The following is a 20,642-nucleotide window of genomic DNA, read 5'->3' on the forward strand; positions in this document are numbered from 1 at the left end:
TTACAAGAAAAGACGGTTTTTTTGTATGCTTTTTTCAATAGAAAAAGGGCTGCCCTCAAAAGTCATTTTCCTGACTTTTGGGACAGCCCCTTTTTTGTTTTGTTTGACCGATATAGTAAGAGAAATGACCGATAAAAGCGGCATATAGACCGATATATTCCGCAATTTGACTGATAAAAAGTTCAAACAGACCGATAAAGCAAGAATTAACCTGGAAGACTACATTTATAATCTATAGCTCCCATTTTCTTACTCCAAATCAGTTTGTTTCCTCTATAATAAGAAGATGAATATCAAAATATTGGACGGTCTGTAAGTCTATAGAGAAGCTATACATAAATATCAAAAAGAAGGTGATTTGATTGAGGAAAGTGGAGAGAATTTTTAGCATTAATTCCTTGGTTAAGGAGTTATGGGAAAGCCAGCCGGATATGAGATTTTTTCAATTGTTGGATTGGATAGAATCTGAGTACTCCAAACAGAATGATAGATTAGAGCAACAGAACTTGTTCAAGCGAGATTCTTATCATGTGGAAGAGCCTTTTTCTTATATTGATTTATTTTACCTTGAGGATGATCAGTTGGAGAGCTTTCTAAAGCGTTTTGTTGAGGAGAATAAGACGAGACAAGTACTTGAGATGGGCCAGGCGAAAAAGGGAAGTCAATATTGGCTGCAGGAATATGTGAATAACAGGCAAGAGGAGTTGAACAACCTTATTTTGATGAGTTCGCCTTCCTTATTGACATTTCTTGATAAAGAACGGTCCATACAGTGGAAATCCCCATTACGGGAAACGGGCTATCAAGAGTATAGAAATGAATTTTTAGAGCTTGAAAATGTGAGGAAGGGTAGAAGGATAGAACTTGAGAAATATTGGCCAAGGATGGGACCCCAATGGGATGGATACGCTGCGGCGGTAGGGAAAAATGGCCAAAAAGGGTTCGTGCTAGTGGAAGCGAAAGCCCATGTCAAAGAAATGAAATCCTCGATACGGGCAAAGGACCTGGAAAGTAGATTTATGATAGAGAACACGATGAAGGAAACAATGGAGGCAATGGGATCCAGGGCTCCTATAGAAGTATGGCAAAATCGCTATTACCAGTTGGCCAACCGTTTGGCTTATTTATATATACTGAATGAGAAGATGGGGATTCCAACCTGGCTTGTCCTTGTGAATTTTCTAGATGATGGCACCCACATTCCTACTGGTTCTCTGGAATGGGTCGAACATTATCAAGAAGTCTTTAGTGAGATGGACATTAAATCTGAATTGAATCACTTATTTGATCGAATCGTCACGGTTTTTCCGAAAGGCCATTGAAAGGGAGGGAGAGCTTAAACCATGGCTCTCCTATTTTTATATATTGACAATAAAAGGAAGATTGCGTATATTATAATTAACCAGTGGTCAATAAGGAGGAAATCATGTCACCTAGAAAATCCGTAAAACAAGAATTAACACGAGATATGATCATGGATGCTGCCCGGAATCTCTTTGTGGCAAAAGGGTATCAGCATGTTTCCATGAGGCAGATTGCAAAAGAACTGGAGTATAGCCATGGCGCCCTTTATTACCATTTCAAGAATAAAGCGGAGTTGTTTTACGCGTTAGTGGAAGAACATTTCTCCATGCTTGATCAAAAGTTAGAGGATATAATGCATCAAGACATCCCCAATAGAGAAAAACTGGAGAACATTCTTTTGGGCTTCATTGAATTCGGGCTTACAAACCAAAATCATTATGAAATCATGTTCTTGATCAAGGATGAAGAAGTCCAAAACTTCATCAATCAAGGTCCACACAAAACCTATGAAAAATTCGCCCACATTATTTTTAGTTTATGTGACAACAAAGTCTCCATCCAGGATGTTTACAGCATTTTTTTATCATTGCATGGTTTTGTCACGCATTATTGCCGACATGTCACTACGTATGAGGAAGTAAAGGGTCTGGCTGAGTTGCACGTGAAATTTTTAATCAAATCGATCGAATGATTTTTTTTACGATATATTGACCAGTGGTTAATTAAAAGGGGGATGTCGAGTATGAAAAAAGCATTGGTAATAGGCGCTTCAGGTGGAATGGGGTATTCGGTCGTAAAGGAATTATCAAGCAGGGGAATTTCTGTGACGGCCTTCGCACGCACCCGTGATAAGCTGGAAAAGCTTTTTGGGAACGATCATAATGTGACCATCCATGCGGGAGACCTATTTAAGGTGGAGGATTTAGAAGAAGCAGCCCAAGGAGTCGATGTGATTTTTCAGGCGGCGAACATTCCCTATTCGGAGTGGGAAACGAAATTGCGAGAGATGATGTCCAATATTATGGAGGCGGCGAAAAGGAGTAAAGCGAAACTTGCGTTTGTCGATAATATTTATGCCTATGGACGCAGCACGGGGACAACCGTGAATGAGAAGTCCCCTAAAAATCCACACACGAAGAAAGGGAAGCTTCGTCTTCAGGTTGAAGAGCTGATCAAAACATCCAACGTTCCTGCACTGATTGCCCACTTCCCTGACTTTTATGGCCCCAATGCGGAAAGTTCGCTACTGAATTATACGCTTGTAAATGTCATCAAAAATAAGAAAGCAAGTTACGTGGGCGATCAAAGCATTGCCAGGGAATTCATATACACCCCGGATGGTGCAAAGGCCATCGTTGAATTGTCCCTTAACGAGCAAGCCTACGGACAGACTTGGAATATACCCGCACATGACGTGATTTCAGGAAAAGAGATCATCAAGACGATACGAGACATAACGGATTATCAAAAAGGCGTATCCACCGTTTCAAAGAAGATGATTCAATTTCTTGGCATATTCAACCCCCAGATGCGCGAAGCGGTCGAGATGTTTTATTTGAATGAAGAACCGGTTGTGTTGAGTGGTGAAAAATACGAAAAGCTTATAGGGCCACTGCCTCGGACTTCTTATCGTGAAGGGTTGACCGAGACGATGGAGTACATGAAGAAGCAGGCATAAAAAAAACACGGCGTTAAACGCCGTGCCGGTAATTCTTATAATCAACCTTTTCCAGCTTGGAATCCAGGATACTTGGTCATGCCGCCATCTGCATATAGCGTCATGCCTGTCACATAGCTTGATTCTTCGGAAGCCAGCCAAACAGCACATGCAGCGATTTGTTCTGGTTTTCCGATATAGCCCATCGGAATGAGGTCGATGACTTCTTGTGTCGCTTTTGGATCATTGAATTTCTCTGCGTTGATTGGTGTATCGATTGCTCCAGGAGAAATGTTATTCACGCGGATTCCTTTTGGTGCATATTCAAGAGCAAGCGTTTCAGTCATCATCTTGACGCCGCCTTTACTTGCTGCATAGTGAACGAAATGAGGCCAAGGAATTCTGTCATGAACGGAAGACATATTGATGACATTACCTTTGATATTATGTTCTAGCATATAGCTGATTGCTTCACGACTGGCTAAAAACATGCCCGTCAAGTTTACGTCGATGACTTTTTGCCAATCTTCCAGTGTCAGTTTTTCACTAGGCACTTCATTTTCAATGCCGGCGTTATTGATCATGACGTCGATGGTGCCGAATTTCTCCACGGCATATTCCATCAATTTCTTCACATCTTCTTCTTTTGTAACATCTCCTTTAATGGCTACGGCTTTTCCACCAGCCGCTTCAATGGTTTGGATGATTTCCTGATAGTCGCTGTCATCTTTAAGGTAATTTAAAACGACGCGCGCCTTTTCCTTTCCAAAACGTTCGGCCATAGCTTTTCCTAATCCTGTTGAAGCTCCGGTAATTACTACTACTTTGTTTTCTAAGTCTTTATACATGTATGTTCTCTCCCTTGTTTATTATTTATTCTTTTGTAAATCCGATCATGACGCCACCGGCGATGACAAAGACACAACCGATGATGACAAATATCATTTGTTTTTTTGATTTTTTCTCTCCTAGAAGGAAGATTCCTCCTAACGTGGAGATGACAATTCCCATTTGCGAGAATGAAAAGGCAATCGCGACGCCCACTTTCGGGTTAGCGAGCAGGAGACCGATATTCCCGGTCGCCCACATGATCCCGGTAAAGATATTACGTGCAGCATATTTGTTGAACGGTTTATGCTTGATGGATAATAGAAAGGCTGCGATAAACATCCCGATGGCTTGAGGCAGGATCGCTGACCAGCCATCAATGTCAAACCATCTGACGACGATGACATAAGTCACAAAACCGGCAGTCGAGATAATCAGGTAAACGATCCCTTTCTTCATGCTACCTTCATTTTTTCCTTTACTACCCTCATAGCTTGTCAGCAATACGCCGGCAATCAAGAAGATGATGGCAATCACGCCAAGGATGATCGTTGATGTAGTATTCCACTCTTTAAAGACGACAACCGCAAAAACCGTATTTCCTAAAATCTGTAGGCCGGTTGAAATGGGAACGGTTTTAGAAACTCCCATTTCCTTGACACTGTTGAACTGAAAGAGTTGTCCAAATGCCCAGCCAATTCCTGAAATGATACCGACAATCCAGATAAGTGCACTCCATTCAGGAGGATTGATGGTCGACATGACAATCGCAAATAATAAAGAACCGATGGTAATGCCCAGCGTTTGATTATAAGAATTGCCTCCAAGTTTTTCGGAAACAAGCACCAAGCTTCCCCAGGTCAATGCGGGGATAAGTGCATAAAGAAAACCTTCCACAAAATCCATCTCCTATGTTAAAAACATTTTTATTTTAATAAATAGTAGTTAATTAGTTAGCTCTTAATAATTTCCCCCTATTTTCAAAAATGAAAACATTTTTTTAATATATTAATTAAAAAATGTAAAATATTATTCCTAATTCAATTGGCTGAAAAATAAACCTGTTTATGGTACTTTTAATTAAATTAGAGAGGAGTGGGAGTATGACAACATTACAGGAATGGTTTGAAAAGGGGATTCCTGCAAAGGAATTTATAGAGACGATGAAAGTGAACAAGGAAGGTTTGCAATCCGTTTATGAACGGTTTTCCGTTTCAGAAGAAGATCGGGCATTTTTCCAAGAGGTAGAAGCGAAAGAGCTTCGTGCGATTGTCATTACCGAAGATTGGTGTGGCGACGCAATGATGAATATTCCGATTCTACTGAACATCGCAGAAGCAACGAATATTGAAACGCGCATGGTTTTACGAGATCAAAACCTTGAACTGATGGATCAATACTTAACGAACGGTACGGCGCGTTCGATTCCTATCTTTATCTTTATCGACAAGGAAGGAAAAGAAAAAGCGGTTTGGGGTCCAAGAGCTCCTAAGGTACAGGAGTTCGTAATGGAATTGCGCAAGGATCTGCCGGCCAAGGATGACGAACATTTTGAGGCGGCACAAAAAGAACTGTTTAAGAAAATAGGGCAATCTTATTCAGAAAATGAAGAGCTTTGGCATGAAGTGTACGTCAGCATTAAAGAAACATTGGCAAAGGCCTAAACAAAACCATCCCCTTTTTTTTTCGCGGGGATGGTTTTTTATCTTACAAAGTATGTGCCATATCTTCTTTCTTTTTAGTGGGTGGTGCGACCACCATCCCGAATACAGGAATGGCGGCTAAAGCGATGATGAGGGCGGACAACCCGAAAACGATGAACAGTGAGGACATTTTCAGCAACAGACCTGATACTGCCGTCCCGATTAAGAGAAATAGGATGAAAATGGGTGTGATAATGCCGTTTGTGCGGCCAATGAATTTTTCCTCGACGAGCTTAATCATCATGGTGCTTAAGAGGATTTGCATGAATGCCATCATGAAAGCTGTAATGAATCTCATTGAAGCTGTTAAAAGAAAGGAAGTGGACATCACCTCGATTACCGTAGAGAGAGCCAACAAGACGAATGTACCAACAAACGTCACCTTCACATGTAGCCGATTAACGAAAGTGGCTGCAAGGATTCCCCCTATGAGCATCCCAACCCCCGCAGTGGAGGTTAACCATTGCAAAGACTCTTTCGGCAATTGTAGCCTGTCAGTGATCAGGAAAACCTCGAGCGGTTGCACCAGGCCTGATCCGAGTCCCAGAAAACAGAAAATCACGGCAATTCTTTTTAAATGGTGGTTGCGGAGTACATAGTGAAAGCCTTCTTTAATTTCTATTAGGACCGTAGAGTGAACCTGCTCTTGCTTTGCGGCTTTCGGTAAAAACAGCGTGATGGCAGTGGATATACCGAATGTGACAATCAATAACGTAAGTGAAGCGGTAATGCCGAAGTTCGAGTAAACAGCCGTACCGATTACCGGTCCTAGAATCAAGAAGAGGGAACCTAGACTCTGTATGATACCGATTGCCGGGCCGACTTGATTCTCTTCTATGTGCCGTTTGAAGACCTTTGCGGAAGAAGGCTGTGAAAATTGGGAAACGATTGCTGATGCGAATGTGGCAAAGAAAACGGCTTCCCACATCCCGAATGAGATGAAGATGAGGATGATCATGATGGACGCCATGCTCAGTAGTCCGCCACTTATGATGGTTTTCCTCGGATCCAAACGGTCGGCAAACATTCCGCCTATGAACGAAAACAAGAAGATGGGAGCATATTCGATGACTGTGATAAGTGATATTGCGATGGGATCTTGATTCGTTTTTTCAATGATGTAAAACAAAACGGCCATATTTCGGATCCATATGCTGATTTGATCAAGCAAATCCGAACTTAAGATGATCCAAAAAATCTTATTATTCAATAATTGCTTCATTCGTACCCAGTCCCTTCTTTAATAATCTGACCGTTCGGTTTACAAACTTGCAAAAAAAAATGGTTCTAACCGAGGCAAACGAAAAAAGCATAGAGAGCGGAGATACATCCTTTCAGCTTAAACAGGCTAAGCGTGAAAGGGATTGTATGCTCCTCTTACTGTTTGGAGATGCCTTTTAAAAAGACATCCACGCTTTTATGATACAGTCTCCTGATCTCAGGAAAATCCATCTCATAATAAGCGGCATTTAACCCGGCGTGCATGCCAAAGAGAATGTACATAAGATCTTTAGGGTTATCTTCGATGAAGGCGCCTTCTTTTATCCCTTGATCTATTACGGCTTCATACGTGTCATAATACTGACTCCGATAAATCTCTAAAATATGGGCAAAAATTTCTGGGTCAGCCGTTTCGCTCCCGCCAAATTCTTCAGCAGCTCTGATTAAAGGACTCTGCAAGTCTTCAAGATAATGGTCTGCCAAGGCATATAACTTCTCTACACTCGTTCTGTAGTTATGTTGCTTGATGTTCCAGGCACGCTTCCACTCGTTGGCGTTATTCTCGACTATGTACAAAAACAGTTTTTCCTTGCTTTTGAAATGATAATAAATGCTGCCTTTACTGCTTTCGGAGACATTCGTGATGTCCTCCATCGAGGTAGCGGCGTATCCCTTTTGGGCAAACAATTTTTCTGCTTCTTTAGCTATCTTAAGCTTAGTGGGAGAGGGGGTACTTTGTTGATTCATGTCAGATAAGCCTCCAATATATAAACTGAACGTTCGGTCTATATTTAGGATATACGAATTACCTTTAATTGTAAATGCTGCATTTTCATTTTTCTTAATGAAAAAATGTCAGCGTGCACTAGGACTAAGCCTGAGCTCGCTGACACGGGTATGTTTTTTTCTTAGTAGTTAAATCAGGAACATCGCCACAATCGTGGTCACGAACAATCCAATGCATACCGGAAGCAGGTTTCGACGGGCCAGTTCGAAGGGGCTGACGTTGCAGATGGCCGCCGCTGGAATGAGTGCCCATGGAATTAAGGTACCGCCTCCCACCCAGATGGCCGTGATTTGCCCGAGTGCAGTCAGTGTCGCAGTGCCACTTCCAATCGCCGTTCCGAATAGATTTGCGACCGAACCGGCCAGGGAAATACCAGAAAACCCGGAACCATCCAATCCGGTGATGGCACCGATGCCTGTCAGGGTAACGGCGGCGATCTCTTTCGTCAATGGAACCGTGACAGCGAGTGCAGCGCCAAGATCGTTGACGATACCGAGCGAGGCTTTCGGTAAGTAGTCTCCAATGATCTTAGTAAAGCCCGAATCGCCCAGATAAAAGAAAGCAGCAATGGGGATGACCGGTCCGAAAACCTTGAAGCCGAATTGAAAACCTTGAATCAAGTAGCTCGTTGACTTTTCAAGACCGTGATGGCCATGGGCAACGAGAGATAAGATCAGCAAGATAAAAACCGCAGTCCCACCAACCAATGCTGTCGCCTCTCCGCCTTGTAGTTTTAAAACCGAGAGTGCGACAACATCCAGTAAAAAGGCCAATGGGATGAATAAGGCGAAAAACTTCTTTTGTCCCATCGTCAGTAATTCTTCATTCATTTCATCATCGTCCTGGTTGCTTTCTTCTTGTTCCGGAGGCAGGATTCGTCCAAGCCGGATATCACGTTTTAAAAAGAGGAATGCGGAAACCGTGGTCACGACGCCCATTGTAATGACGAGCGGGATACTGGCTGAGATGACGTCACCGACTGGAAGCGAAGCGGCATCGGCCGTCAGTTTGGGTGCCGCCTGAATGACAAAATCGCCCGAAAGAGCGATGCCATGACCGAATAAATTCATCGCCATCGCCACGCCAAGTGCCGGTAGCCCAGCCCGTAATGCGACCGGAAGCAGCACGGCCCCAAGTAAAGCGACTGCAGGAGAAGGCCAGAAAAACCAGGAAATGCCCACCATTACGATTCCAATGATCCAAAAGGCGAGCGTGGGGTTTTTTATGAACCTAGCAAAAGGGGTAATCATGACATCATTGATACCGGATTTCGTCAAGACCGTGCTCATGGCAACAATGATGGAGATAATCAAAATGGTCGACATTAATTCTGTAATGGCAAAAGTAAAACTATTGAACACTCCGCTGATGGAGGAAGCCAAACTGCCTGTAGAGACAAGCGCCAAAATGAAGATGCCAACGATGCAAATGAGGGTGGTATCCCGACGCTTTACCATAAACCCAATGATCAATACGATGAATAATACATAAATCCAATGGAGAGCCGTCAATCCCATGCCATAATCCATCTCCCTCATAATCTTCCTCATACAGATTATGAAGGGGAGCCCAATTTGTGAGTTGTTTTAAAAAAGTCATAAATTGGACTTGTGGGTTAGCTGTCCAAGCCATTGTTGAAAAAATGACAAGAATGGAGAACATTCAAATGAAAGAAAATTGGAAACACATGATAAAATAAATAGAGGGTATTAATAATTGCACCTAAGGGTGAATATAAAGAGGAAGTGCATAGAAAAAAGGCAGGAGAGCTTCATTCAAAGCGTTCCCACCTTCTTTAGAGTTAAAAATTATAATACTGACGTAGTAAATAGGCTAGGTACTTGCAATGTGGATGAGCATGAAGGTTCTCCAGTAATCCTTTTATGATGGCCGGTCCGAAAGTTTGTTCAACCAGTTGCTCCTTAAGAAGAAGTAAGGATTCTTTTTCAATGGATTCTTCGATTTCCTCCATCTTATTTTCCATAAGATCGAGTAGCTGCTCCTTTGTCATTTCTTCGCACATGACTGGACTGATTATTTCCGTCAATTCTTGTGAAATGAAAGGAATGGTCGTATGTCTTGCCAGTATATCTGTTTTTTCTACAAGGGATTGTGAGAGTCGGACTAAATCCAAGGGTATATTATAGAATAAAAATAAAACAGAGTATTGTTGCAAAAACCCTTTTATACAGTAAGTTAAATCATATTTCGTTTGGATGATATCGTTCCCGTACAGCCGCTCGACCAACGAAAGAATATTCTTTTCATTAATTCTTTCATAGTATTGGATTTTTTTTATGAGCTCTTCATTTAAGGATTGTGCTTGTTCTTTAAAAATGATTTTAGCGAAGTCTGAATGGTTTAGATAAGATTTAAATGAGGTGTAGTAGAATTCATATAAAAGGTCTTCGTCTGCTGTATTTTTGACTACATGGTCAATATCCGAAATGAGTTGCATCATAAAATAATCGACCAGTGCTATAATCAATTCATCTTTTGATTTGAACGATAAATAAAAGGCACCCTTTGAAATGCCGCAATGATCGGTGATCTGTTGGACGGAGGTGGCGTTAAACCCTTGTTTTGCAAAGAGTTCAATTGCCGTTTCCATTATTAATTCCTTTTTAATCATTTCATTCGCTCCTAGGTCATATTGTTGACAAATGACTAATTAGTCATTAGTATAAGTAAATATGTTTGATAAGTCAATTAAGGGTAGGTGTAAAGGTGAGAGGTTTAGTCAATTTTGTTCTAAGGAATAAACTAGCAGTGTGGTTACTCACAATTATTATTACGGTATCTGGTATTTATTCTGGTACACAAATGAAAACGGAGACAATCCCAGATATTACAATTCCCTATTTAACAGTGATGGGGGTATATCCTGGCGCAACTCCAGAGAAAGTGATGGATGAGGTCTCGATACCATTAGAGGAAGCGGTTGAGGGGCTTGAGGACGTGAAAGCCGTTTATTCCAATTCATATTCCAACATGGCCAATCTTCAAGTGGAATACGAATATGGAATTGATATGGATGAGGCGAAGCGTGCTCTAGAATCGGCAGTTGACGGAGTAAAGTTACCGGAGAACGCGGAAGAGCCGACAATTACAGCCATTAGCTTAAACATGATGCCTGTTGTGGCACTGAGTGTAAGCAGTACAAAAGAAGATATTGTTGAATTAACGTCAACCGTTGAAGACAGTTTAATTCCGAAAATCGAGAAAATCGATGGAGTTGCTTCGGCCACTACCACTGGCCAGCATATAGAAGAAGTTGAATTAACGTATGACGAAGCGAAAATGGCTAAACTGGACCTTACGGAAGATAAGGTAAAGGAAATGATTCAGGCAAGTGATTTAGCTGTTTCATTAGGCCTTTACGAATTTGAAGAAGGGGAACAGGCCGTTTCAGTAGACGGTAAGTTCATGACACTTAAAGAATTGAAGGGAATGCTTATTCCTGTAACACCATCAGCTAGCAACCCAGTACCATTTGTGAAACTTAGCGATATTGCTAAAGTGGAGCTAGTTGGGAAAGAAGAATCGGTATCACGTACGAACGGTGAAAATGCAATTGCCATTCAAATTGTCAAAGGGCAGGAAGCGAACACAGTTGACGTGGTTAACGATGTGAAAGATCTAATTAAAGAGGAAGAGAAAAAAATCGATGGCCTTGTTGTCGATGTCAGTCTTGACCAAGGGGAACCCATTGAGAAATCCGTTTCGACGATGATAGAAAAAGCGTTATTCGGCGGTTTAATTGCGATATTAATCATCCTTTTATTCTTGCGGGATATTAAATCGACGATCATATCGATCATTTCGATTCCTGTTTCAATCTTTATGGCCTTCCTAATCTTACATGGTTTAGGAATCACCTTGAATATCATGACATTGGGTGCGATAACGGTTGCCATCGGGCGTGTAATCGATGACTCGATCGTTGTTGTAGAAAATATATATCGACGCATGCATTTAAAAGATGAAAAGTTAACGGGGCGTGCATTGGTGCGCGAAGCGACAATCGAAATGTTCAAACCAATCATGTCATCAACTTTAGTAACGGTTGCGGTATTCGCTCCGCTTATCTTCGTTGGCGGTATGGTAGGCGAACTGTTCACGCCGTTCGCATTAACCATGACATTTGCCCTTTTGGCTTCGTTAGTCGTCGCCATAACGATTGTTCCGGCATTATCTCACTTCCTGTTTAAGAAAAAGTTATACGGTGAGAAGACCGAAAGCAATCATAAAGAGGCTGGTAAATTAGCCAATGGATACAAACGTGTTCTTAGATGGACATTGAACCATAAAGTGATCACATCCATCATATCCGTGGTTCTTTTAGCCGGCAGTTTGGCCTTAACGCCATTAATCGGTTTTAGTTTCCTAGGTAGCGAAGAAGATAAAGTGATGTACTTAACCTACACGCCAGAACCTGGGGAGCTTAAGGACGAAACATTAGCGAACCTAGAAGTGGTGGAAGATAAGTTATTAAAACGTGACGACATTGATATTGTTCAGTTATCCGTAACAGAGAATGGTAATTCCATGGCCGCCATGATGGGTGGGGGCGGAAGCGGTGCTCTCATGTACCTAATCTTTGACCCAGACATGGAAAACTTCCCGGAAGTACGAGAAGAGATTGAAGAATATGTCTTCAACATTGGCCAATCAGGCGAATGGAAGAGCCAGAACTTCTCGTCTATGTCTGTGGCGAGTGATGAAGTCAGCTACACGTTCTACAGTGAAGATTTAGGTAAATTAAATGACGCTGTAAAAACAGTAGAAGGCGTTATGAAGAAAAATGACGGCTTAAAAGACGTTTCTTCTAGTACAGAGGATGCCTATGTTGAATATACATTCAAAGTAGAACAAGATGAATTATTGAAGTATGGATTAACCACAGCCCAAATCGTCGGGATGTTAAGCCCTTCTACTAAACAAGAAGTTTTAACAACCATCGAAAAAGACGGTGAGGCAGTAGAAGTCATCGTTCAGCAAGATCAAGATGAACAGCCAAAATCAATTGATGATATGTTAGCCCAAAAAGTGCCGACAGCAACAGGCACGACGATGAAACTATCTGATTTGGTCACGGTTAAAAAAGGAACCACATTGAATACATTGGCCCGTAGTAAAGGTGAATACTACGCTACTGTTTCAGGAACAATCACAGATAAAGATATTTCAAAGACTACTTCTGAAGTAGATAAAGCCATTGATAAATTAGACTTACCAAAAGGCGTGACAATCGATGTAGCTGGTGTAGCCGCGGATATGTCAGAAACATTTACCCAACTTGGTTTAGCCATGATTGCGGCAATCGCAATCGTGTACTTCATCCTTGTAGTCACATTCCGTGAGGGTGTCGCACCATTTGCTATCCTGTTCTCCTTACCGTTTACGGTCATTGGTTCGTTTGTAGGTTTACTAATTGCTGGTGAAACGATCTCGGTATCAGTCATGATGGGACTTCTCATGTTAATCGGTATCGTTGTAACAAATGCCATCGTATTAGTAGACCGGATTATTCATATGGAACGTGATGGTATGAATATGCGCGAAGCCATTCTTGAAGCTGGCGCAACACGACTCCGTCCAATCCTTATGACGGCCATTGCAACCATCGGAGCACTAATGCCATTAGCACTTGGCTCAGGCGGCGGCGGTTTAATATCCAAAGGTCTTGGTATTACAGTAATTGGTGGATTGGCAAGTTCAACATTATTAACATTGCTTATCGTACCAATCGTTTACGAAGTATTATCAAAACTTTTCAAGAAAAAACGCAATGAAATAGACGAAAACTAACCAAAAGCCCTGCAGGATGATCATCATCCTGCAGGGCTTTTTTGTGGATATATATGACACTCCCGTTACTCACAGGAGCATCGGGTGCTTTGTTAGAGATGCTGAGAGTAGGTTAAGAATATCTAAAATTAACCACAATCATAAAAGCATTTTATGTTTCTTGAAAAGCGAGTTAGATATGGCACTTGTTATATTAATGAGGCTCATGATCATCATAGATAAGTCTTTAGAATTAAAGTCTCCACTAAATTACGATTGTTCAGGGCGAAGTACCATCCTTGTGAAGGTGCTTTTTATTTTGCGCAAGAGAGATAAACGTCATGAAAAATAGGATAGCCGGGAACAGTAATAATATAGGCATAAAACCATATTATGCCTAATGGTGAACGCTTTCAAAATAAAAAGAATTAGTTCCTTTATTTTCAACAATACATCGAGTATTCTTAATGGATATAAACCTAGGATAAAAGAGGGATAATTCGTGAAACACCTATACAGTGAAATCATACAATTTAGGGGTAAGCATTATGATTTTGGTTACATGCAAGGGGAGATCTTCAAGGATTCCCTGACCCTTAAAAATCGTGAAGATCAGTGGAAAGTAAGGCAGCCACGGTTTACGGTTGAAGAGGGAGAGGTCAAAAAAGCGATTACTTCATTCGCGCCGGGTATATGGGAAGAAATACTCGGGATTCAAGAAGCATTAAAATGGCCGATGGAACGTGTCCTTCAGGAGTTCGGGGGCTATAGATTGGATTATGTTCAATCAGGTTGTTCGATCATGACCGGAGATTCGTATATGGTTCGTAATTACGATTACCATCCAAAGACCTATGAAGGCCGCTATGTCCTATTCCAGCCAACCGAGCAAGGATATGCCAGCATCGGACCGAGCCAACGGGGCACGGGCCGGATGGACGGGATGAATGAAAAAGGGCTAACGATCGGGTATAACTTCATGAATCGGAAAAAGCCGGGAGATGGATTCATTTGCTGCATGATTGGCAGACTAATTTTGGAGTCTTGCGCGAATGTCGAGGAAGCTGTAGCGATGTTGAAGGAAATTCCTCATCGTCATTCATTCACGTACGTCGTCTATGATGGAAGTGGGAAGACCTATATCATCGAAACGTCCCCAAGAAATGTGGAAGTCCGGACTGCGACGGCCTGTACGAACCATTTTGAGATCCTGAAGCATGAAAATCGTCACCATCTTGTCGATTCTAAACGCCGATTGGCCACTATCCACCAACAACAAGAGAGCATTTCAGATGCATACGAAGCATTTCGTTTGTTTAACGACACCAATCAGGGCGTTTTTTCAGAGTTATATAGCAGCTGGGCAGGTACGATTCATACGTCCGCCTATCTGCCGGACGAAATGAAAGCTTGGATTGCGCTTGGTGGCAATCAAGAGCCTACGGTTTTGGATTTTGCAAAGTGGCTAGCGGGAGAAGATATAAAACAAGAAAGAATTATGGGTGTGATTGATACAACCATCCCATTTGTACATATGGATGAAGGGGCGAATTGGTTCCGTGAGTAAGAAGGGAAGCTCAATCATTGATTGGGCTTCTTTCTGATTTGTGAATGTTTATTGAGTGTATTTTTACATAACAGGGGATAATAGGAAAAAGTCAGCAGCTATAATTCTTAGATTACCTAAACGAGCATAGAAATGAGTTAGTGCTGTTTTGGAAAACGTTGTATGATAAACTATTTTTAACTTGTTTGTATTCAGGTGGTAAATGAAAAAGAATCTGCGAAATAGGGAATAGGTGAAAGTATGGAAACAAAAAAGGTATTACCTGTTCTATTTTTAGTGATGTTTTTGGTCATGGTCGGTTTTGGCATCATCATTCCCGTTATGCCTTTCCTGGCTGAAAAGGTTGGGGGCAGTCCGACAGAATTAGGACTGTTAATGGCGGTCTATTCGTTCATGCAATTGATATTTGCGCCAATGTGGGGCCGGATATCTGACCGGATTGGCCGTAAGCCGGTGATGATGATCGGTATCGCAGGCTTGGCTGTTTCTTTTTTCATCATGGCATCGGCGGATTCTTTACTCGTCCTATTCATTGCCAGGATCATCGGAGGCGCCTTATCATCAGCCAATATGCCAACTGCCATGGCATATGTAGCTGACATTACGACGCCCGAAGAACGGGGAAAAGGAATGGGTATCATTGGGGCCGCTACAGGTCTTGGTTTTATCTTTGGTCCTGCCATCGGGGGCATATTCTCGGAAACGAGTTTGAATATGCCATTTTATATTGCCGGGATTTCTTCCATCATTACGCTTTTATTAGTCATGGTATTACTGAAAGAGTCACTCACTGAAGAAAACAGATCGCATCGTACGGAAAAAAAGGCATCTATGTGGAAATCCTTTAAAGGGCCCATGAGCATCATGTTTATCCTTCAGTTGATCATTACACTTTCCATGGCAGGATTAGAGACGACGTTTGCCTATTTTGCAGCGCAAAAGGCCAATATCAGTCTTGTTCAATTAGGTTATATCTTTATGATCATGGGTTTCGGTAGTGCGATTGTTCAAGGTGGATTAATCGGTCCGATGACCAAGAAATTTGGGGAAGGGAACGTCATTCGAATCGGGATTGTTGTCTCGGCGATTGGATTTGTGCTTATCCTGTTCTCGACTAACTTCTGGACATCGGCGATTTTCCTGACGATATTCGGATTGGGTAACGGTGTCATCCGTCCCGCCATTTCGGCACTGGTGACAAAAAATGCAACCACAGGACATGGTGGTGTCACGGGGTTGCTATCTTCCTTCGATTCTTTCGGCAGGATTGCGGGTCCTCCAATAGGTGGCTGGTTGTTCTCCATCTCCATCGGTTTACCTTTTATATCCGGTGCGATCCTATCGCTGTTTGCATTGGCGCTATATCAGGTTTTCCATGCTCGGAAACAACCGGTGGAAGCAACTATGTAAAGTCATCTCAGAAAAGTTCAGGCCTTTCCAAGGTCTGGACTTTTTTGTTTTCACGATTCTTTTTGCTAGAGGATAAATCCGCTATATACCATGCCAAAGTTGATGACCAGATGAAACAGCATACTCGGATACATGCTGTTTGTTTTAAGCGTGATTACTGCATAAATGACTCCTGCAACAGAGATCAATAAACTGAAAGACATAGATAAACCGATGGCTAGATGGAGAAGTCCAAAACCGATACTCGTTACGATCATGGCATAACCTGTGGATGTGATTTCCTTAAGGGCCGAAAGCATGATTCCTCTCCAAATCACTTCCTCAAAAACTGCATTAATCAGTGAAAAAAATAAACAGAATAATAATAGCGACTGGATATCCTCTACATCCTTTCGAACAATCAAAAACGAATAGACCATTACATTTATGAAGATTCCAATCAACCAAAACCAAAGTATATTAAGTGTATGAAACGGGAAAATGATGGGGTTATTCCAATCAGGTTTTTCATTATACCAAGAAACTTTCTTTTTGAAGATTCGGTGGTTGAAGACTAGCCCTATAATGATAAAAATAAGAAAGAGACGGTTAAGAATAATCTTTGTTTCCTTTGAAATGTCAGCCATTTCAGTGATATGGTTAGAAACCATGAAAATCAGAAAACCGATCAAAAACGATAACAGTAGCGAAGTGAGAAATCGTTTTTCTTTATTAATCCATAATAAAATCGCTAATCCGATAAATACAAAAGTCGTAAAAACGCCTTGTTGATAGGAAATAGAAGCAATTCCCGTGAAAAATAGAAGCGCAAGAACAAGTAACATGAATAATCCTCCTTTCCAAATCGTGCGAACTGATAATATTAAAAGAAGTCTGGTTATATTTTTATATAATCTTACAGTAAGTGGAAAAAATCGTAAATTCTAAATGGCTTTATGATATACGTAATCTACTAATTAATGTAATTAAATGGTAAGATACTTGTAAAATATAGGTGAAAATCATCAAGGGTCTGGAGATCAACTATTCAGTTGGATACATAAAGAGGATTTATTCAACACCATATAAATTGGTGTTAACTATTCTACTAGATAAAAAAAACATGAATGAAGGGGAATGACTATGATTATCACTCCATCCAAAAAAATCGGAAAATTCGAAACAGGAATCTTTTCGGAGCTGGCGAGCCGGAAACAAAAGGCGATGAAGGCGGGCAGGGATGTCATAGATTTGAGTGTCGGAAGTCCGGACATGCCTCCTCCTGAATTTGTAAGAGATACACTGGCGAGATATGCAAAAGACCCGACTGCATATGGGTATACATTGAAGGGCATACCAGAGTTCCATAATGCTGTTTGTTCCTTTTATCAGCAGCGTTACGGGGTGGAATTAGAACCGGAAAGGGAAGTTCTGCAGCTGATGGGATCTCAGGATGGTCTAGCACATTTAGCAACTGCGATGATTGATCCCGGTGACTATGTGCTAGTGCCAGATCCGGGTTATCCCATTTATGAAGCAAGCGTAAAACTCGCGGGTGGAGAGATGTATCCGATGCCGCTTACGGAAGAGAATCATTTCCTGCCTCAGCTGAATAATATTCCGGTGGATATCTTGGACAAGACGAAAATGATGATTCTCAGTTATCCAGGAAATCCGGTTACGGCCCTTGCAGATGAATCCTTTTTTACCGAGGTTGTCTCCTTTGCAAAAAGGAACGAAATTCTGGTGGTCCATGATTTTGCCTATTCAGAGCTGATTTTCGATGATCATCTCCAAATTAGTTTTCTATCAATTCCGGGTGCGAGGGAGATTGGAATAGAATTCAATTCGCTTTCAAAAACATTCAACATGGCTGGGTGCCGCATCGGATATGCAGTAGGAAATCAGGATGCCTTGAACATTCTCGGGACAATGAAGTCCCATATCGACTATGGGGTCTTTTATCCTATTCAAAAAGCGGCCGAAATGGCACTTACATCGAACCTATCACAGTTGTCTGATCAGGTGAAAGTGTACGAGGCCCGTCGTGATGCCTTGATATCAGGGCTGGCAAAAGGCGGCTGGCACGTGCCCAAAACCGTTGCGACGATGTTTATTTGGGCGCGTATTCCTGATGGATGGAAGTCACGCGATTTCGCCTATCAACTAATCGAAAAAGCCGGGGTTACGGTCGTCCCAGGAGATGCGTTTGGAAAACAGGGTGAAGGGTTCGTTCGAATGGCATTGGTTCAGCCGGTAGAGAGATTGACTGAAGCGGCAGAACGGATAGGGGCGTTTCTAGTATCTAATTCAAATAAAGTCTGATTTTTATAAAAAGGAAGGTTATCAAGAGGCAGCTGTTCAACTAACAGTCATAAAAGGAGAATGGCAATGGATAAATCACAATTATCTTTACGTTTTAAAAATTTTGCTGAATTGGAGTGTAAGGATTCAAGTAAATTATATGAATTCTTATCTGTGAATGTATCTGAAGATGATGAATTGCTAGAATTATGCTCGGAAATTCCAAGTGGACAACCTGTGCCTAATCTATTATTAGGAGCTGTTCATTATCTCTTATTAAAAGGTGAAGAACATTGCTTAAGGGAGTATTATCCGAGTATTAATAAACAGGCAAGAAATATTGATGATGAAACATTTGTTTATTTTAAGGGGTTTTGCAAGTCTTTTAGAGAAGAAATTGTTACACTCTTAAAAAGCAAGTTGGTTCAGACAAACGAAGTCAGGCGTTGTGGTTATCTCTATCCAGTTTTTTCATACATTTATAGTAGAGTAGAAAAGCCTTTAGCTCTTATTGAAATTGGAACTAGTGCTGGACTTCAACTTTTATGGGACAAGTATAGGTATTCATATGGAACTGACGTAACGTATGGTGATGAAGATTCTAGTGTCCAGATAATATCTGAATTTAAAGGAGAAAATCCTCCCCCATTTCTTTCTGACATTCCTCCCGTAGCATCAAAAGTGGGAGTGGATCTGCATATAAATGACCTAAGAAATTCAGAAGACTATTTATGGCTTAAATCATTAATTTGGCCAGAACACCAAGATAGAATGGAGTTATTTGAGAGTGCTGTTAGGTGCTTCAAGGAGAACCCAGTCGAACTCATTGAAGGAGATGGGGTAGCCTTACTTACTGGACTTGTCGATACAATTCCTGAGGATTCGGTTATTTGTATTTTCCATACGCACGTTGCCAATCAAATGTCAGAGGATATAAAGTATACACTCTTAGAGAAAATCAAAAAAATTGGAAGTCAAAGAGATATTTTTCATATATATAATAATATGTGGGATAGAAAACTACACCTTGATTATTTTATGGATGGTTTGAAATATAATGAAACTGTTGGAGACACTGATGGCCATGGAAGGTGGTTTGAGTGGGATATTCAATAATATCAATTTGATAAGCACAATAAATTAGAAAAGCCTCACGGGTTCACAGGCAGTTTGCTGGCGTGGAACCCGTCGGCAATCATACCTATCGTAAAACGTTTGGATACTGGTTTTATAAGGCCACAAAGGATATGGCGATGTTGCAACGAATCTTGCATTATTCTCATCCTTCCGTTACCCTGCGTTATATCGGAATTACCGAAGAAGAAACGAATATCGTTTTAAAATCCTTTAGTGTATTTCACTAAGACACTGATTTGGCAATTAACTTCGTTGAAATAAGGACCGTATATAAGTAAAAGGGAGAGAGTTATGGATAAGCTTTTACAAAAAATCATAAATTGGGTCAGTATGACTGATGAGCAGATTGTTATTGGCATTTCAGGACATGGTGCTGCTGGAAAAACAACGTTTGCAAATAGACTCGTAAGCCTACTAAATCAGAATGAAGTAAATTATATCAATGCAGATCCATATATTGTTAATTCAAATATACGAAAGCATGCAATGATTGACTATACATATCAAAATGAAAATCATCGTTATAAAGTGACGGCTTGCCATCCATCAGCGCATCATTTGCCTTCTTTAGAAAGAGATGTCCAGATGGTTAGAGATGGTTTAGATTTATATACGATAGATACGCATTATATGAAAAGTGAGTTGATTTCTTCAAAAAACAAAGTAACGGTTATAGAAGGAATGAGTGTCGCATTTATTAATCCAGATTTATTTGATTTAAAAATTTACTTCTATACAGATGGTGAAACGGAATTAATGAGAAGATCGAGCCGTGATATCATTGAAAGGGGAACCAATATCAATTATTTAAGGCAATCCCATGAAGAACGTCGGATTCAGTACGAACTCTTTATGCATCCGTACAGCCAGCGTTTTGATATTATTTTCAAAACTTCTGATGAAGCAATATGTCTAGAAAAAAATACATTTGAATTTTAATGTAGCTTACATAAA

The 20,642-nt window shown here is 41.1% G+C and carries 17 protein-coding genes and 1 pseudogene; 11 read left to right on the top strand and 7 right to left on the bottom strand.

Features of this window, described 5'->3' with window-relative positions:
- Positions 1–398: 398 nt before the first annotated feature.
- From ACQKL5_RS18370 to ACQKL5_RS18380, 3 genes are all read left to right on the top strand, one after another.
- Positions 399–1,322, top strand: a complete 924-nt coding sequence (locus tag ACQKL5_RS18370; protein ID WP_427610322.1) for a hypothetical protein — start codon at positions 399–401, stop codon at positions 1,320–1,322.
- A gap of 104 nt (positions 1,323–1,426) precedes the next feature.
- Positions 1,427–1,996, top strand: coding sequence for a TetR/AcrR family transcriptional regulator (locus ACQKL5_RS18375; RefSeq protein WP_427610323.1), 570 nt, complete (start codon positions 1,427–1,429; stop codon positions 1,994–1,996).
- Between the two features lie 51 nt (positions 1,997–2,047).
- Positions 2,048–2,983: an SDR family NAD(P)-dependent oxidoreductase gene (locus ACQKL5_RS18380; RefSeq protein ID WP_427610324.1), complete on the top strand. Its 936-nt coding sequence runs from the start codon at positions 2,048–2,050 to the stop codon at positions 2,981–2,983.
- A gap of 41 nt (positions 2,984–3,024) precedes the next feature.
- Here ACQKL5_RS18380 and ACQKL5_RS18385 read toward each other — a convergent pair whose 3' ends face one another.
- On the bottom strand, positions 3,025–3,810 hold the full coding sequence (locus tag ACQKL5_RS18385) for a glucose-1-dehydrogenase (protein ID WP_427610325.1): 786 nt from the start codon (positions 3,808–3,810) through the stop codon (positions 3,025–3,027).
- A gap of 25 nt (positions 3,811–3,835) precedes the next feature.
- On the bottom strand, positions 3,836–4,687 hold the full coding sequence (locus tag ACQKL5_RS18390; protein WP_427610326.1) for a GRP family sugar transporter: 852 nt from the start codon (positions 4,685–4,687) through the stop codon (positions 3,836–3,838).
- Positions 4,688–4,893: 206 nt separating this feature from the next.
- Here ACQKL5_RS18390 and ACQKL5_RS18395 point away from each other — a divergent pair, with 206 nt between their 5' ends.
- Positions 4,894–5,454, top strand: a complete 561-nt coding sequence (locus ACQKL5_RS18395) for a thioredoxin family protein (protein ID WP_427610327.1) — start codon at positions 4,894–4,896, stop codon at positions 5,452–5,454.
- A 43-nt stretch (positions 5,455–5,497) separates the two neighbouring features.
- Here the strand turns inward: ACQKL5_RS18395 and ACQKL5_RS18400 are convergent, their stop codons facing one another.
- The 4 genes from ACQKL5_RS18400 to ACQKL5_RS18415 form a co-directional block, all read right to left on the bottom strand.
- Positions 5,498–6,715 (bottom strand): MFS transporter, encoded by a 1,218-nt coding sequence (locus ACQKL5_RS18400; RefSeq protein WP_427610328.1) that lies wholly within the window; start codon positions 6,713–6,715, stop codon positions 5,498–5,500.
- 155 nt (positions 6,716–6,870) lie between these two features.
- Positions 6,871–7,461: a TetR family transcriptional regulator C-terminal domain-containing protein gene (locus ACQKL5_RS18405; protein ID WP_427610329.1), complete on the bottom strand. Its 591-nt coding sequence runs from the start codon at positions 7,459–7,461 to the stop codon at positions 6,871–6,873.
- 168 nt (positions 7,462–7,629) lie between these two features.
- The gene (locus ACQKL5_RS18410; RefSeq protein ID WP_427610330.1) at positions 7,630–9,039 is read right to left on the bottom strand and encodes a hypothetical protein; all 1,410 of its coding nucleotides are present in this window, start codon (positions 9,037–9,039) and stop codon (positions 7,630–7,632) included.
- Positions 9,040–9,302: 263 nt separating this feature from the next.
- Positions 9,303–10,133, bottom strand: coding sequence for a TetR/AcrR family transcriptional regulator (locus ACQKL5_RS18415; protein ID WP_427610331.1), 831 nt, complete (start codon positions 10,131–10,133; stop codon positions 9,303–9,305).
- Between the two features lie 95 nt (positions 10,134–10,228).
- On the opposite strand from ACQKL5_RS18415, the gene ACQKL5_RS18420 reads away from it, so the two are divergent.
- From ACQKL5_RS18420 to ACQKL5_RS18430, 3 genes are all read left to right on the top strand, one after another.
- Positions 10,229–13,312, top strand: a complete 3,084-nt coding sequence (locus ACQKL5_RS18420; protein WP_427610332.1) for an efflux RND transporter permease subunit — start codon at positions 10,229–10,231, stop codon at positions 13,310–13,312.
- A gap of 481 nt (positions 13,313–13,793) precedes the next feature.
- A complete protein-coding gene (locus ACQKL5_RS18425; protein ID WP_427610333.1) occupies positions 13,794–14,858 on the top strand; it encodes a C45 family autoproteolytic acyltransferase/hydolase in 1,065 nt (354 codons plus the stop codon).
- Positions 14,859–15,098: 240 nt separating this feature from the next.
- Positions 15,099–16,268, top strand: a complete 1,170-nt coding sequence (locus ACQKL5_RS18430) for an MFS transporter (RefSeq protein ID WP_427610334.1) — start codon at positions 15,099–15,101, stop codon at positions 16,266–16,268.
- Positions 16,269–16,333: 65 nt separating this feature from the next.
- Here the strand turns inward: ACQKL5_RS18430 and ACQKL5_RS18435 are convergent, their stop codons facing one another.
- A complete protein-coding gene (locus ACQKL5_RS18435) occupies positions 16,334–17,092 on the bottom strand; it encodes a CPBP family intramembrane glutamic endopeptidase (RefSeq protein ID WP_427610335.1) in 759 nt (252 codons plus the stop codon).
- Between the two features lie 298 nt (positions 17,093–17,390).
- Here ACQKL5_RS18435 and ACQKL5_RS18440 point away from each other — a divergent pair, with 298 nt between their 5' ends.
- The 4 genes and pseudogenes from ACQKL5_RS18440 (at position 17,391) to ACQKL5_RS18455 (ending at position 20,627) form a co-directional block, all read left to right on the top strand.
- On the top strand, positions 17,391–18,572 hold the full coding sequence (locus ACQKL5_RS18440; protein ID WP_427610336.1) for an LL-diaminopimelate aminotransferase: 1,182 nt from the start codon (positions 17,391–17,393) through the stop codon (positions 18,570–18,572).
- Positions 18,573–18,638: 66 nt separating this feature from the next.
- Positions 18,639–19,667, top strand: a complete 1,029-nt coding sequence (locus ACQKL5_RS18445) for a DUF2332 domain-containing protein (protein ID WP_427610337.1) — start codon at positions 18,639–18,641, stop codon at positions 19,665–19,667.
- Positions 19,668–19,720: 53 nt separating this feature from the next.
- Positions 19,721–19,915: pseudogene (locus ACQKL5_RS18450) on the top strand (site-specific integrase); the annotation flags it as partial.
- 64 nt (positions 19,916–19,979) lie between these two features.
- Positions 19,980–20,627, top strand: a complete 648-nt coding sequence (locus tag ACQKL5_RS18455; protein ID WP_427610338.1) for a uridine kinase family protein — start codon at positions 19,980–19,982, stop codon at positions 20,625–20,627.
- Positions 20,628–20,642: the final 15 nt, after the last annotated feature.

Source organism: Peribacillus sp. NPDC097675, from assembly GCF_050277655.1.
Taxonomy (GTDB): domain Bacteria; phylum Bacillota; class Bacilli; order Bacillales; family DSM-1321; genus Peribacillus.